Annotated in this window: 13 protein-coding genes; 4 read left to right on the top strand and 9 right to left on the bottom strand. The window is 57.7% G+C overall.

Annotated elements, in window-relative coordinates:
• Positions 1–69: 69 nt before the first annotated feature.
• Together ppnN and ACW4DH_RS08050 are read right to left on the bottom strand one after the other, a co-directional pair.
• Positions 70–1,434 carry a nucleotide 5'-monophosphate nucleosidase PpnN gene (gene ppnN / locus ACW4DH_RS08055; protein ID WP_459635855.1) on the bottom strand — a complete coding sequence of 455 codons (1,365 nt, stop codon included), beginning with the start codon at positions 1,432–1,434 and terminating at the stop codon, positions 70–72.
• Complete coding sequence (locus tag ACW4DH_RS08050; RefSeq protein ID WP_459635854.1) at positions 1,434–1,682, bottom strand: hypothetical protein; 249 nt, start codon at positions 1,680–1,682, stop codon at positions 1,434–1,436. The genes ppnN and ACW4DH_RS08050 overlap by 1 nt, the downstream gene beginning before the upstream one ends.
• A 245-nt stretch (positions 1,683–1,927) precedes the next feature.
• On the opposite strand from ACW4DH_RS08050, the gene ACW4DH_RS08045 reads away from it, so the two are divergent.
• A complete protein-coding gene (locus ACW4DH_RS08045; RefSeq protein WP_459635853.1) occupies positions 1,928–2,851 on the top strand; it encodes a LysR family transcriptional regulator in 924 nt (307 codons plus the stop codon).
• Between the two features lie 56 nt (positions 2,852–2,907).
• Here ACW4DH_RS08045 and gcvP read toward each other — a convergent pair whose 3' ends face one another.
• On the bottom strand, positions 2,908–5,802 hold the full coding sequence (gene gcvP / locus ACW4DH_RS08040; RefSeq protein WP_459635852.1) for an aminomethyl-transferring glycine dehydrogenase: 2,895 nt from the start codon (positions 5,800–5,802) through the stop codon (positions 2,908–2,910).
• A gap of 106 nt (positions 5,803–5,908) precedes the next feature.
• Positions 5,909–6,304 carry a glycine cleavage system protein GcvH gene (gene gcvH, locus ACW4DH_RS08035; RefSeq protein WP_459635851.1) on the bottom strand — a complete coding sequence of 132 codons (396 nt, stop codon included), beginning with the start codon at positions 6,302–6,304 and terminating at the stop codon, positions 5,909–5,911.
• Positions 6,305–6,619: 315 nt separating this feature from the next.
• Between gcvH and ACW4DH_RS08030 the strand changes: the two genes are divergently transcribed.
• Positions 6,620–8,002 (top strand): alanine/glycine:cation symporter family protein, encoded by a 1,383-nt coding sequence (locus ACW4DH_RS08030; protein WP_459635850.1) that lies wholly within the window; start codon positions 6,620–6,622, stop codon positions 8,000–8,002.
• A 77-nt stretch (positions 8,003–8,079) separates the two neighbouring features.
• Positions 8,080–9,192 carry a glycine cleavage system aminomethyltransferase GcvT gene (gene gcvT / locus ACW4DH_RS08025; protein ID WP_459635849.1) on the top strand — a complete coding sequence of 371 codons (1,113 nt, stop codon included), beginning with the start codon at positions 8,080–8,082 and terminating at the stop codon, positions 9,190–9,192.
• A 225-nt stretch (positions 9,193–9,417) separates the two neighbouring features.
• On the opposite strand, the gene ACW4DH_RS08020 is transcribed toward gcvT, so the two are convergent.
• The 5 genes from ACW4DH_RS08020 to ACW4DH_RS08000 all read right to left on the bottom strand — a co-directional run bounded on the left by ACW4DH_RS08020 (position 9,418) and on the right by ACW4DH_RS08000 (position 14,083).
• Positions 9,418–10,572 (bottom strand): glycosyltransferase family 4 protein, encoded by a 1,155-nt coding sequence (locus ACW4DH_RS08020; RefSeq protein ID WP_459635848.1) that lies wholly within the window; start codon positions 10,570–10,572, stop codon positions 9,418–9,420.
• Positions 10,573–10,721: 149 nt separating this feature from the next.
• A complete protein-coding gene (locus ACW4DH_RS08015) occupies positions 10,722–11,516 on the bottom strand; it encodes a murein hydrolase activator EnvC family protein (protein ID WP_459635847.1) in 795 nt (264 codons plus the stop codon).
• 59 nt (positions 11,517–11,575) lie between these two features.
• Positions 11,576–11,722, bottom strand: coding sequence for a hypothetical protein (locus tag ACW4DH_RS08010; RefSeq protein ID WP_459635846.1), 147 nt, complete (start codon positions 11,720–11,722; stop codon positions 11,576–11,578).
• 67 nt (positions 11,723–11,789) lie between these two features.
• Entirely contained in the window at positions 11,790–12,047 is a 258-nt protein-coding gene (locus tag ACW4DH_RS08005; protein WP_459635845.1) for a hypothetical protein, read from the bottom strand.
• Between the two features lie 86 nt (positions 12,048–12,133).
• On the bottom strand, positions 12,134–14,083 hold the full coding sequence (locus ACW4DH_RS08000; protein WP_459635844.1) for an acetoacetate--CoA ligase: 1,950 nt from the start codon (positions 14,081–14,083) through the stop codon (positions 12,134–12,136).
• Positions 14,084–14,339: 256 nt separating this feature from the next.
• Here ACW4DH_RS08000 and nhaD point away from each other — a divergent pair, with 256 nt between their 5' ends.
• A complete protein-coding gene (gene nhaD, locus ACW4DH_RS07995) occupies positions 14,340–15,593 on the top strand; it encodes a sodium:proton antiporter NhaD (protein WP_459635843.1) in 1,254 nt (417 codons plus the stop codon).
• Positions 15,594–15,609: the final 16 nt, after the last annotated feature.

Here is a 15,609-nt window from a genome sequence, read left to right as displayed (position 1 = left end):
CAGGGTAATGCCCAAGGGGGGGCGGATGTCACCACAGGCAAGAAAACGTGCCTGCGGTGGGCATATTACTCAGCTCAGCGTATAGCAGGGTACGTATTCACTGCCTGGCAGTTTCATGCGCGCTTGCGCGACGAAGGAATTGAGCAGGTCATCCAGGCGTGTCATCAATTCCGCCTCGGCGTGAAGACGGAAGGGGCCGTGCGCCTCGATGGCGCGAATTCCTGCATCCTTGACGTTGCCCGCAACGATACCTGAAAACGCACGACGAAGATTGGCGGCGAGGTCGTGAACGGGCTGTTCATGGTGTAGTGCAAGCCCCGACATGGCCTGGTGGGTGGGCTCGAAGGGGTGCTGAAACTCGTTTTGAATATTCAGGCGCCAATTGAAGTAGAACGCATCATGATGTTCGCGCCGGAAGGCAGCCACCTCGTCGATGCCTTGGCGCATGGCGCGGGCCACTCCAGTGGGGTCATCGATGATGATGCGGTAGCGTTGCCGTGCGCTTTCACCCAGCGTATAGCTAAGAAACTCATCGATGCGCTGGAAATAATCTTCTGCGCTTCGCGGTCCGGTGAAAATGACCGGATAGGGCATGTCCGCATTGTCGGGATGTAGAAGGATGCCGAGTAGGTAGAGGATTTCCTCGGCGGTACCGACGCCTCCCGGGAATACGATGATGCCATGACCGACCCGAACGAAAGCTTCGAGGCGCTTCTCGATGTCGGGCATGATGACCAGTTCGTTGACGATGGGGTTGGGCGATTCGGCAGCGATGATCCCAGGTTCGGAAATGCCAAGATAGCGGCCATCATGACGGCGCTGTTTGGCGTGTGCCAGGTTGGCGCCTTTCATAGGCCCTTTCATGGCGCCGGGGCCGCAACCGGTACAGATGTCCAACTCGCGGAGCCCCAAGTGATAACCGACATCCTTGGTATAATCGTATTCCTCGCGGGAGATGGAATGTCCGCCCCAACACACGACGAGGCTGGGCTCTCGTGAGGACTTCAGCGTTCCGGCATTGCGCAGAATATGAAATACCGCGTTGGTAATGTCGACGCTTTGGGTAAGGTCGAAACGGGGATGGTTCTGAATTTCATTGTAGGCGTAGACGATGTCTCGCAGGACAGCGGAAAGTTGTTCGCGAATACCGCGAATCATCTTGCCGTCCACGAAGGCGCAGGCAGGGGCGTTGTCCAGTTTCAGACGAATGCCGCGGTCCTGTTGAATCACCTCGATTTCGAAGTCGTGGTAGGACTCCATCACGGCCCGGCCGTCATCGGTAGGGCTGCCGCAATTGAGTACCGCCAGAGCACAGCGCCGCAGAATATCGTGCAGCCCGCTGGCAGAGGTGTCGCGCAGGCGGTTGACCTCTTGCTGGGACAGGACTTCCAGGCTGCCTTCTGGGGAAATTACGGTAGAAAGAGTTCGGGACATCAACGGGCTCCTTGTCCTGTCGTTACGGTGGCGGCTAAGCGGGCTTCGTTCCATAGCCTCTGGATGTGCATGCAATCCGGTTCCGGTATAGCGTCTTGTTCAAACGTCGTTTGCAACCATTGCCAATAGGTCGCATCAAAATCATCGGCCTGCACGTCTGCCGGGTCGTAATCGGCCATCTCCAGCACCAACCCAATCTGGGGATCATATAGCGCGAACAGGTCGGTTTCCGCAGCATGACGTTCCATGCCGATAAGCGCTTCGTAGATAGCGTCGGCGCGTTGGACGAAAGGGTCTGATCCATAGCCGTATTCGAAAGCTCGATGCTATCACGTGGCCTGCACGTGCGCAGCGCTGCTTCTCTATGTATAATCTGTTATGATGGTTTTTGGTGTAGTTTTCTAATTTCACGTTATCGGAGCCAAGTTTGTCCTGCAATGGCTCGTCATCGGGTTCCGGTTTCGCTGAGCCGTAAGCGAGTGAAAGACGCTCCATGTTCAATGCCCAATATTTTCGTACGTTCATAACCCTGGTCGAGACCGGCAGCTTTACGCACACGGCACGCAAGCTGGACATGACACAGCCGGGCGTCAGCCAGCATGTACGTAAGCTAGAGCAGTATCTCGACAAGGAGTTGCTGTATCGACATGGCCGTCGTTTTACGCTCACCGAAGCCGGTCGGCGTGCCTATGATTATGCGATTAAGCTCTTTGCAGAGCATGAGCATTTTCGTCATTCGCTGGACAACGATTCTCCCGATTCCGGCGAGTGCCGTATTGCTTCGCCTGGCAGTATCGGATTGATGTTCTACCCGTTCATTCTCGGTTATCAGCAGATGAACACGGGGCTTACGGTGAGCTACAGCTTCGCCTTCAATAGCGAAATCGTGCAGGACGTGCTGGCGGGGCGTTTCGACTTGGGTATCGTGACGGACGTCATCAAGCATCCCGACCTGCAATATGAACCGTGGCATCAAGAGCCGCTATGTCTGGTAGTGCCAGCCGATTTCACCGGTAGTTCAATAAGCGAGTTGACGGCGTTGGGCTTTGTCAATTATTCGGATGGGGTCAATAACGCCAGCCAGGTACTGCGGAGTAACTTTCCCGGCGAGTTTCGTTCGATGAGCCATTTCCCTCAGCAAGGGTTTACCAATGAGGTGGGGTTGGTGCTGGATGCCGTGGCTCGCGGCTTGGGCTTTACCGTAGTGTCTCGCCTGGTACTGGAAACGTCGCCCTGGCAGCGTCAGGTAAAGGAGCTGGTGTTGAACCAGCCGGTTTACGAGACACTGCAGGTTGTCACCAAGAGTGGAGCGGAAATTCCCAAGCGCTATGAGCAGTTGCTGGGTGAATTTCGCCAGCAACGACGCAATGTGCTGTACGGATATGCCGAAGCCCCTGCGCTGGAAAACGAGCGCTGATGAGGGAATAAAAACGCCCCGGAAATTTCCGGGGTGTTTTACATGAGCCGGCTTTTTCACTCTCGATAGGCGTCGACTGAAGGGCATGAGCAGATCAGGTTGCGATCCCCGTAGACATTGTCTACACGGTTCACGGCTGGCCAGAACTTAGCGGCCTTGGTCGCCTCGGAGGGGAAGGCCCCCTGTTCGCGAGAATAGGCGCGCGACCAGTCCGGATCCATAAGGTCCGCCATGGTATGCGGCGCCCGTACCAGCGGGTTGTCGTCTTCCGGCCAGGCACCGTTTTCGATATGCCGGATTTCCTCGCGAATGGCGATCATCGCGTCGCAGAAACGGTCGATTTCGTAGCGTGATTCCGACTCGGTTGGCTCTACCATCAATGTGCCGGCTACTGGAAAGGACATGGTCGGTGCGTGGAATCCATAATCCATCAGGCGTTTGGCGATGTCCTCTTCGCTGATGCCGGCAGTCGACTTGATCGGCCGGACATCCAGAATGCATTCATGCGCCACGGTGCCATTAATTCCTTTATAAAGCACCGGATAGTGATCCTCGAGCCGCTTGGCGATGTAGTTGGCATTGAGAATGGCCAACTCGGTGGCCTCGCGCAGGCCGCGGGCCCCCATCATCTTGATGTAGGCCCAGGAGATCGGCAGGATCGAGGCGCTGCCGAAAGCGGCGGCCGACACGGCGCCGCTATCCTCGCGCACGCCGGTAATCGGAGTGACCACGTGGTTGGAGACGAAAGGTGCCAGGTGAGCCTTGACGCCAATCGGGCCCATGCCAGGGCCGCCGCCGCCATGAGGGATACAGAACGTCTTATGCAGGTTGAGGTGCGAGACGTCGCCGCCAAAGTCGCCGGGACGACATAGGCCAACTTGGGCATTCATGTTGGCGCCGTCGATATACACCTGTCCGCCATGCTCGTGCACGATCCGGCAGGCTTCACTCACGTTTTCCTCGAAAACGCCGTGTGTCGACGGATAGGTCAGCATGATTGCCGAGAGTGATGCGCTATGTTTCTCCGCCTTGGCCTTGAGATCGTCTAGGTCGATGTTGCCGTTCTTGTCGCATTCGACCACCACCACCTTCATCTGCGCCATGGCGGCCGAAGCGGGATTGGTGCCATGAGCCGAACTGGGGATCAGGCAGATATTCCGCTCTCCTTGCCCCTGAGCCGACTGGTAACGGCGGATGGCCACCAGTCCGGCATACTCGCCTTGGGCCCCTGAGTTGGGCTGCATGGAAATACTGTCGTAGCCGGTGATCTCGACCAGAAAGGCCGACAGCTCATCGATCATCTGCTTGTAGCCGACGACCTGATCGGCGGGCACGAAGGGATGGATCTGCGCGAACTCCGGCCAGCTGATGGGAATCATCTCGCTGGTGGCGTTGAGCTTCATTGTGCATGAGCCCAGCGGGATCATGGCGTGAGTCAGCGACAGATCCTTGTTTTCGAGTCGCTTCAAGTAGCGCAGCATTTCGGTTTCGCTGCGATAGCGCTGAAAGGTCGGGTGCTCCAGGAATGTGGAGTCGCGCCGGCAAGCAGCAGGGATGCCGCTGGCGCCCGAGGCAATGACTTCTGCGTCAAGCGTGGTGACCGACAAGCCGTGCTCCTCGCCGATCAGCACATCGAACAGGGTTGCTACATCGGCGGGAGTCGTGGTCTCGTCGAGGCTGACGCCGATACGCCCATCGCCGTGATAACGTAGATTGATTTCGTGTGTCATGGCGCGGCCATGAATCTTGCCAGCGTCCACGCCGTCCAAGGTTAATGTATCGAACCAGGTGTCGTGTGCCAGCTGAATGCCCTTGTGCTTAAGGCCCTCGGCAAGGATCGTGGTCAGGCGATGGATGCGCGAAGCAATGATTCTCAGTCCCTCCGCACCATGATAAACCGCATAGAATCCTGCAATATTGGCCAGCAGTGCCTGCGAGGTACAGATATTCGATGTGGCCTTTTCACGGCGGATATGCTGTTCGCGCGTCTGCATGGCCATGCGCAGGGCTGGATTGCCACGGGTGTCCTTGGAGACTCCGATGATGCGGCCGGGCAGGGAGCGTTTGAGGTCGTCGCTGGCGGCGAAAAAGGCGGCATGGGGACCGCCAAATCCCATGGGCACGCCGAAGCGCTGCGAATTGCCCACGACGATATCGGCACCTAGCGCCCCTGGCTCCTTGAGCAGCACCAGGCTCATCAGATCAGCGGCGACGCAGCTCATCACTCCGCGCTCACGTGCCGTTGACAGCAGCGGTGCCAGGTCGCGGACCTGCCCCGTCTCGCCGGGATACTGGAAAAGGGCCCCGAAGACATCGTATTCGACGAGCCGTTCGGCTCGGTCGATAACCAGCTCGAAGCCGAAATAGGCGGCTCGAGTGCGAATGACATCAAGCGTCTGCGGCAGGACATCGTCCGCCACGAAGAAGCGCTCGGTCTTGGCTTTCTTGTTGGCGCGGCGGCATAAGGCCATAGCCTCGGCGGCAGCTGTCGCTTCGTCAAGAAGAGAGGCATTGGCCAGCGCCATGCCGGTCAGGTCCATGACGGTTTGCTGAAAATTCAACAAGCCTTCGAGGCGGCCCTGAGCGATCTCCGGCTGGTAAGGAGTATAGGCGGTATACCAGCCGGGATTTTCCAGCACGTTGCGCGCGATGACGGCGGGGAGATGGGTGTTGAAATATCCTTGGCCGATATACGTCTTGAAGACTTTATTCTGACGCGCCAAGCGCTTTAAATATTCGAGCGCTTCCGCTTCTCCGCGCGGGCCTTCCAGGTCGAGTTCCCGCCCCAGGCGGATTCCTTTGGGAATCGTCTTGTCGATCAGCGAATCGAGGCTGTCCAGGCCAAGCGTGGCGAGCATCTGTTCCGTGTCGCGGGCGCGGGGGCCATTATGACGATGAATGAAAGCATCATGATTGGCCAATTCGGCCAGGCTGCGATTGTCTTGTGCCATGAAAACACCAAAAGTGACGAGCGATCGGCCCGTAAACAGCAGAAAAACCGTTGCCGAGGCGGATAACCGCCTCGGGTATGGCGATGCGCGGCTAGCGGTCAGGCTGTCAGTCCTGCTCGGATTCCACCAGGTTGGCGTAGGCCTCGGCATCGAGAAGCGTTTCGAGATCGTCGGTGTCGGCCAGCTTCAACTTGGCGAGCCAGCCGTCGTCGTAGGGCGAGTCGTTAACGGTTTCCGGAGTATCCTCGAGCGCTTCATTGACTTCGATAATCTCGCCCGCCAGCGGAGCATAAAGGTCGGAGGCGGCCTTTACCGATTCGATGACCCCGAATTCCTCACCGGCATCGAGTTCACGCCCAACCTCGGGCAGCTCAACGAAAACAACGTCGCCTAGTGCTTCCTGAGCGTGATCGGTAATACCGATGGTGACGGTCCCGTCGCCATTGTCCAGCACCCATTCATGGCTGTCGGTATAGCGCAGATTCGCGGGGATGTGGCTCATCACGTTTTTCCTATACGAAAAGTTTTTCTGATTCGGGGAAACGAGGCGCCATTATGCATGAATGTCATGCCGGATGGCACATTGTTCATTGCGTCATGGGCGTCGATAACAAGTTGCATCATAAGCGTGGCCATCTTGGCGCGCAGCGTCCAGCGCGTAAGCGTTGGGTGAAACGGTGCATAATTTTTTCGCGAATCTAGAGCATGTGTAGTGTAATCCGCTATGGTTGGCGGGCTTAACATGGCTTGAGGCTTAACAATTGCAGCTTTCGACTGCAAAGCTGCCTTAATAATAATGCGAAGTGGAGGAATGCACGTGGAGACGCTTAATAATATGTTCGGGGCCATCAATGGCGTCGTGTGGGGGCCCCTGATGCTGATCCTGTTGCTTGGGGTCGGTATTTATCTGCAGGTCGGGCTCAAACTAATGCCGATTCGCAAGCTCGGTCTGGGGTTTAGCTTGCTATGGAGTGGACGTTCAGCGACCAAGGGTGATGAAAAGGATGGTGAAATCTCTCCCTTCAACGCACTGATGACGGCGCTCTCCGCGACCATCGGTACCGGGAATATCGCGGGGGTTGCCACGGCCATCGCTCTCGGCGGACCCGGGGCCGTATTCTGGATGTGGATTACCGCTCTGGTCGGCATGGCCACCAAGTTTGCGGAAGCGGTGCTGGCGGTACGTTTTCGCGAGAAAGATGAGCTCGGCAATCATGTTGGCGGCCCGATGTACTACATCCGTAATGGTCTCGGCAAGAAGTGGGCCTGGCTGGGAGGCGTGTTTGCCTTTTTCGGTGCCGTGGCGGCCTTCGGGATCGGCAACACCGTGCAGTCCAACTCGGTCGCCGATGCCTTGACGAGTTCCTTCGGCATTCCTGCGTGGCTGACCGGGATCGTGATCATGGTCCTGGCCGGCGCCGTGATTCTGGGGGGAATCCAGCGTATTTCCAAAGTGGCTGGCAAGTTGGTACCGTTCATGGCCGTGGCCTATTTCGTGACAGGCATTATCGTCCTGATCATCAATGCCAGTGAACTCGGCAATGCCTTCGGTCTGATCTTTCAACATGCGTTTACCCCGATAGCGGCAACGGGAGGATTCGCGGGGGCTGCGGTTGCCGCGGCCATTCGGTTCGGTGTGGCGCGCGGCATTTTTTCCAATGAAGCTGGGTTGGGCAGCGCCCCTATCGCGCATGCCGCGGCACAAACCAAGAACCCCGTGCGTCAGGGCCTGGTCGCCATGCTCGGGACCTTTATCGATACCATTATCGTATGCTCGATTACGGCGTTGGTCATTCTGACTTCGGCGCACTGGATGGCGGGCGAAAACGGTGCGGCGTTGACCTCGCTATCCTTCGATTCGGCGCTGCCGGGGGTCGGCCAGCCTATCGTTGCGATTGCACTGGCGGTCTTTGCCTTCACCACCATTCTTGGCTGGTCCTTCTATGGCGAGAAATGTTTCCAATACCTGTTCGGCACGCGGGCCATCATGCTCTATCGCATCGCTTTCGTGCTGGCGATCCCGGTGGGTGCCATGGCGAAACTCGGTTTTATCTGGCTGGTCGCGGATACCTTCAATGCCATGATGGCCATTCCCAACCTGATCGCGCTGGCACTGCTCTCGCCAGTCGTATTCAAGTTGACCAAGGATCACTTCGCCGGCAAGACCGTGCTGCCTGGGGAAGATCTCGGTCAGCGGTAAGTTTCGATACGCAATGACATGGGCGGAACAGAACGTGACGTTCTGTTCCGCGCCGCATGATGATTGGGAGTAACGCGATGTCTGATTTCAATAAGACGCCTCTGCATGATCTGCATGTCGAGCTTGGCGGTAAGATGCTGCCTTTCGCCGGTTTCAGCATGCCGGTGCAATATGCGCTGGGCGTGAAGAAGGAGCACGAACATACGCGCCAGGCCTGCGGACTCTTTGATGTGTCCCACATGGGGCAATTGATGGTTCGGGGAGAGTCGCCTGGCCGGGCGCTGGAGACACTGGTTTCGGCGGACATCGTCGGGTTGCCCCAAGGCATGCAACGCTATGCGCTGTTTACCAATAACGAGGGGGGTATTCTCGATGACTTGATGGTCGTCAACGGGGGGGATCACCTTTATATCGTGGTGAATGCGGCGTGCAAGGAGCAGGATGTGGCGCTGCTGCGGACCGGACTGGGGCATGACGTAGAAGTCGATGTGCTTGATCGTGCTCTGCTCGCTTTACAAGGCCCTAAAGCCAAGGATGTCATGGCCAAGCTGTGTCCCGCCGCCTGTGAACTGGTCTTCATGCATCATGGCCGTTTCGAGGCAGACGGTATGGAGCTATGGATCAGCCGCAGTGGATATACGGGAGAAGATGGCTTCGAAATCTCCGTGGCGAAAGATGAGGCTGAGCGCCTGGCGCGCTGGTTTACCGCTCAGACGGAGGTCGAGCCTATAGGACTGGGCGCTCGGGACTCGCTGCGCCTTGAGGCGGGGCTGTGCCTGTACGGTCATGATATCGACGCCAGCACGACGCCTATCGAGGCAAATCTGATCTGGGCGGTAGGCAAATCCCGTCGTCAGGGAGGAGAGCGTGAAGCGGGTTTCCCTGGCGCTGATGTGGTCATGCATCAGATCAGGGCGCGAGATCATCGGCGCATCAGAGTAGGTCTGCTTGGCGAAGGGCGGGCTCCTGTGCGCGAGGGGGCAGAGCTTTTCGACGCTTCCGAGCGGCGTGTCGGAGTCGTGACGTCTGGAAGCTTCGGACCGAGCGTGGGTAAACCAGTGGCGATGGCCTATGTCGATGTCGAATATTCCGCGCTGGGCACAACGCTCTACGCTGAAGTGCGCGGCAAGCGTTTGCCGATGACGATCGAGAAGATGCCGTTTGTGGCAGCGAAGTATTACCGCGGATGATTTTTGGATATACCGTTATCTAATAATAATCAGCCCCTTTATCTGCAGATAAAGGGGCTGATTATCACGAAGGTAGGACTCTGTTGCTGCAAGATGGCTATGCACCAAGCATAGCTCTGCATGGCACTTCTCTTAATGGCTATGCATCAAAGGCTATGGTTGGCGGGGGCTTGATTACAGAGCGAGGTCGGAAGTACCGCGTAGCCGCTTTACCATACAGAGGGTTCAGGTATGGAAAGCGCGTGGGGTATTGACGTAGTCGCTCTGCTGGACCGCAAGCAGGTGATGAAGAAAGGTGTCACCGACACGCGACCAGGCCAGGTCCTCTACACTTTTACGCGCCTCGCGACCCAGGCGGGAATACCGCGAGGAATGCTGGCATAGCTCGACCGCGCTCTTGATAAAGTCTGACGTGTTGCCGAACTCGGCAAGACACCCATTTCGGCCATTATGAATCAACTCGGCGGCAGCAGCATACCGGAAGGCCACGATGGCGAGCCCACTGGCCATGGCTTCGGGAACAACGTTGCCATAGGTTTCGGACTGAGAGGGAAACAGGAAAATATCGGCGCTGGCGTAGTGCTGGGCCAATGCCTCGCCTGTCAGGGAGCCAGTAAAGATAGCTTGTGGCAGTAAACGTTGCAGCCGGGAGCGTTGAGGACCGTCGCCGACCAGCACGGGAATGAGAGCGGGCTGAACCTTCTGCATGGCATGTATGGCGTTTACCAGCAGAGTGACATTCTTTTCTGTCGCCAGTCGTCCGACATATAGCGCGACGGGTTGAGCGTCGGCTCCCCATGTACTCCGCAGAGCATCGTCCCGCTTGTTCGGATTAAACAGTGTGCAATCGATACCTCGTCCCAGCACCTTGACATTGCGATAGCCCCGCCGGGTCAACTGTTCTGCCTGAGTGTGGGTAGGCACTAGCGTAGCCTGGGAGCGATTATGAAAATAACGCAGCCCACGATGCACGATATAGCGTAGCCAGCCCAGACTGTAGCTGCTCGTATACTGATCGAAATTGGTATGAAAGCCGCTGATCGTGGGAATCGCCAGGCGCCGTGCAGCGCTGAGCGCGGCCCAGCCAAGAGGACCTTCCGTCGCGATATAAACCGCGTCAGGACGTGCCTCGTGCCATAGCCTCTGCAGGCGTTTACGCGCAGGCACGCCAACATGCACACCCGCATATACGGGCAGAGGAATGGCGCGTACATGCAGCTCCCGTTCGATACCCGGCTCGCGACTGGCATCTGCAGGACGTGGGCGGATCAGCTGTATTGTCACTTCATGTTCCAGAAGATATCGCGCGAAGTGGCCCAGAGTATGGGCGACACCATTGATTTCCGGCGCCCAGGTTTCGCTGACGATTGCGATCCGCATATCCCTCTCCCGTGGCGGCCTAAGTATTTGCATCGTAATGCCCTGGCATGACAGCACAATGTACCGGTTGCGGCCTCATGATACGCCGGCTGCCGAGAACAGCCCGCAGCCAGCTTGCCCATATGTCAAAATACGTGACGGATCATCTCTTATCGTAGCATGCGAGTCGGGTCGATGGGTTTTCCACCATGCCTGATATCGAAAAGAAGGTCGTAGCGTTGAGAGCCGTCACCGCGTCCCACTTCGCAGACGGCATCCCCCTGTTGGAGGGTCTGGCCTTCCGTTACCTTGAGTGTCGCGCAGAGCGCATAGACACTTTGCAGATTATGCGCGTGGTGAATGATGACGACATGCCCGAGTTGTCGCATGGTATCGGCAAAGCGTACAGTCCCGTCGGCGACGGCCTTGGCCGTGGCGCGCTGCACGGTAGAAAGCAGCATGGGCTGTAGCGTTCCGCGGCTATCAGGGCCGAAGCGACGAGTAATGGTGTAATTGTCGAGTGGCCATGGCCAGTTCTTCGCCGAAGAGGGTAGCGGCCCAAGGCTGGGAGCCGGGGCGGCAGCGGGCTTGGTGGGAGCGGTGTTTTTCGCGACGCGTGCTTTGCTCTGGGCAGTGGCGCCACGCAGAGGAACCTGAATCAGCTGGCCGACCTTGAGCGAGTTCGGGGTGATGCCGCGATTGGCAGACTGCAGGTAGGCGACCTGGCTGCCAAAGCGGCGTGCAATGCTGGAATAGGTGTCACCCGGGCGGACTTGATAGCGATAAGGGCCTCCACTGGGCGCGCGCTCCTGGCGGCTCGGCACCAGGATACGCTGGCCGATGGCGAGTCGACGGGCGTCGACGCCAGGATTGAAGCGTTGCAGGCGGACAAGGGGCACATCGGCGCGTTTGGCGATGGCGCCCAGTGTATCGCCGCGCTGAATGGTCACCCAGTTGCCGGCCATGACAGAGCCGCCCGGGCGCGCACTACCGGCGCACCCCGCGAGCAATGACAACAGCACGATCAGTGAGACGAGGAGAGGTCGCGATCCTTTTCCTGCCATAGCGCATTGAGCCATGAATGGAATCGCTCCTTGTAAAGCGGGTCGTGTTGATAGTCGCCATACTGCATCCAGCTTGGCAATTCCAGGCGCCGTACATGCATGATCACGCTGCCTTCCCGACCGCAAAGAAAGACCCGAAAATGGGGAAGCTCCCGGCGATAATCCAGGGTGACATCAATGATGCCACTCAGACGATTTTCCCAGCAGCGCCACGACCGGGGCTGTTCTGAGGACGGATCCAGTGCCGAATCCACCAGTTATGGTCGCGATCCATGCCAGCGCGATACGGTTCAATCCGGCCAGGACATGCAAACGTAGCCTGCGAGTCGGCGTGATGAGTTTGATCGCCATCAGCAGATACAGCGGCAGGTCCCAGACCACGGTATTGATAATCAGCAGCAGCATGCTTACCAGGCCCTTTAGGGTCGACATGCCATTCTCCTTCAATGACTTGCCGCCTATGCTACTGGAACCGGACGAAGCTGCCCAGCTTCATGCACCGGTAAGCGTGCCAAGCTTCAACTGTCGAGTTCGGGCAAGTTCTCGTAGAGCCTCAAGGCTTCGGGATTGGCCAAGGCGTCCAGGTTTTTGACCGTTCTACCATGAACGACATGCCGCACGGCAATCTCGACGATCTTACCCGAGAGGGTCCGCGGGATATCTGCGACCTGGATAATCTTGGCAGGGACATGGCGCGGGCTGGTGTGGGTACGTATGGCAAGTTTGATTTCATCGCGCTTGCTGTCGTCAAGAATGGTGTCTTCCTGCATGCGGATGAAGAGAATCACCCGGGTGTCGCCTTCCCACTCCTGGCCGATGCATAGTGACTCCTGCACGCCTTCGATCTTTTCCACTTGACGATAGATTTCGGCGGTGCCGATGCGGACGCCACCAGGATTGAGCACGGCATCCGAACGGCCATGAATGATCACACCGTCATGCGCCGTGAGCTCGGCATAATCGCCATGCGCCCATATGCCGGGAAAGTGTGAAAAGTAGGCTTCATGATACCGCTTACCTTCGGGGTCGTTCCAGAAGCCGACCGGCATGCAGGGAAAGGGGCGGGTACAGACCAGTTCGCCCTTGCCGGTGGGCAGAGGATGGCCGTCATCATCATAGACATCGACTGCCATGCCCAGCCCGCGACACTGCAGTTCGCCTCGATAGACGGGGCGCACGGGGCAGCCTAGGGCAAAGCAGGAAACGATATCCGTGCCTCCCGAAATCGAGGCCAGCAGCAGGTCCGGTTTGATATCGCGATAGACGTAGTCAAAGGATTCATGCGATAAGGCCGAGCCCGTGGAAAGGATGGCGCGAAGAGTGCTGAGATTGTGGCTCTGGCGAGGCTTAAGGCCCTCTTTTTCGCAGGCTGCGATATACTTGGCGCTGGTGCCGAACACGGTAATACCATCCTGATCGGCCATGTCCCAGAGGACTTCGGGGCGGGGCGCAAAGGGAGAGCCGTCGAAGAGGAATAAGGTGGCGCCACTTGCCAGGCCGGAGACCATCCAATTCCACATCATCCAGCCGCAGGTGGTGTAGTAGAAAAGGATGTCTTCTTCATCGAGATCCGTGTGCAGCCGATGTTCCTTGAGATGCTGCAGCAGGGTCCCCCCCGCGGAGTGAACGATGCATTTGGGAACCCCTGTCGTGCCCGACGAGTAGAGAATATAAAGCGGATGTTCGAACGGCATCGCTTGAAAATCGATTTCGCTGGCCGGTCGGTCGAGATAGTCATGCCAACTGACAGCCTTGGCGATGGATGAAAGGTCCGGAGCGTCCTCCAGAAAGGGGAAGACCACTACCTGGTGCAATGACTCGATGGCCTGACTGATCTTGGCGATGCGATCTCGAGTATCGATGGCTTTGCCATTCCAGGTGTAGCCATCCGTAGCGATCAATACTTTGGGGGAAATCTGGCCGAAACGGTCGAGAATGCCGTTGAACCCGAAATCGGGTGAGCAGGATGACCAGACGGCGCCGAGACTGGCGGTGGCCAGCATCGCAATAACCGCATGCTCGCTATTAGGCACGAAACCGGCCACCCGATCTCCGGGAGTGACGCCGCTTTCCCGGAGCGCCTGGGCCAACTTGGCGACTTGGCCGTAGAGTTCGGCATAGCTGATGACGCGCCGACGTTCACGCTCATCGCGCACGATCAATGCGGGGTGCAGGTCGCGGCGGCGCAACAAGTTGGCAGCGAAGTTCAAGCGTGCCTCAGGGAACCAGCGTGCGCCGGGCATGGCCTGGGGATTGTCCAGTACCCGGCTGCCTCGTGATTCGGCCACCAGCTCGAATTCATCCCACAACAATGCCCAGAACTGCTCCGGATGTTCGATGCTCCAGGCATGCAGCGCGGCATAGTCCGGAATCGGCTGAGCGTGTTCACGAGCAATGCGCTGCATTAGCGCCGCCATCTGTGTGGCGTCGATGGCTTCTTGTGAGGGCTGCCAGAGCGGATTTTCCATGCGCGTCTTCCTTTTTTGTGATGTCGGGCTCCAAAAAGATCAAGAATTACGCATTGGAGGCGATAAACCTGACATCTGGTGCGTCACGCTAGCATAATGCCACCCGATTCAGAGCGAATAAGATAAATACGCTAGTGGTTGCCGCGTACCAGTCGATTATTTAAGTCTTCGATTCGCCTGCTTGTCCACTCGACTATTGTGGGAATCCTTCCTGTTATGCCGAGCGCCCCAGCAGGTCCTGACGGGAGTGTTTAGCATGTGGTTGCAGGCCTTACTGCTGGTATTGGCGGTGGGGGCGTTCGTCCTCATCGCGCTGGAAGACGTTCTCCATCTCAACAAAGCCAAGTCGACGCTGTTTATCGGTACCTTGAGTTGGCTGTTGTTGTTCGTTTTTGGAAATTCTGCATTGGGGCTTGAGGACGTGGTGGGTTCTCTTGATGAGAATCTTCTGGAAATCGCGACGTTATGGCTTTTTCTGATGGCCGCGATGACTTTCGTGGCCTATCTCAATGCCAAGGGCATGATCAGCAATCTCATCTATCGTATCCTGCCCCAGCGTATCGGCGAGCGCCAGTTGCTTCTGCTGGCGGCCACCTTTGCCTTTCTCTTCTCGTCCCTGGCGGACAATATTACCGCCACACTGGTCTCTATCGCGCTGGTGCTGTCGCTGCAGCTGCCGCCGCAGAAGACCGTCAAGTTTGCGGTGTTGACAGTGTTCGCGGTGAATTCGGGGGGAGTATCGTTAATCACCGGTGATGTCACGACGCTGATGATCTTCCTTGACGGCAAGGTGGCGATACCCGACCTGATTACGCTGGCCGCGCCCGCGTTCGTCAGTGTGCTACTGCTGGCAGTGATGTTGATGCCGGGGCTGGGCGGAGAGGTACGCATTCCCCGTGAACGTCAGCATGCCCGTCGCATCGACAAGATCATTGCGGTCATTTTTCTGCTGACCATCGTCTCGACATTGGCGGGCAATGTCGCCTTCGGCATTCCTCCGCTGTTGACCTTTCTGTTCGGGCTGTCGCTGATGTTCATGATCGGACACTTCGCCGAACGCCGTTTTGACCAGGATGAGCGCAGGCTTCTCGACTACATCCGAGTCATCGAATATGACACTTTGCTGTTTTTCCTCGGTGTACTGCTGATCGTCGGCATGCTTAAGGAGATCGGGGTGCTCATGGCACTGACAGCGCTCTACGAGGCGATGCCGGCTTTGGGCGCGAACTACCTGATGGGACTGTTGTCGGCCCTGATCGATAACGTGCCGCTGACCGCTGCACTGCTCAAGTCGGGCATCGTCATGGACCGAGCCGAGTGGCTGGCGCTGACCTATGCAACGGGAGTGGGAGGGTCGCTGTTGGTCATCGGTTCGGCAGCGGGGATCATCATGCTCGCCAAGGTGCGGGCCATGACGTTCATAGGCTATCTGCGTTACCTACCTTTTCTCTTCGTGGCGTACAGTGTGGGCTATGCGGGCGCCTACGCCGTGGGGTTGCTGGCCACGTGATGATGAAAAACTGAGC

Source organism: Halomonas sp. WWR20 (assembly GCF_054602495.1).
The sequence above is the reverse complement of the archived record's forward strand: the minus strand, read 5'-3'. Positions and strand labels throughout refer to the sequence as shown.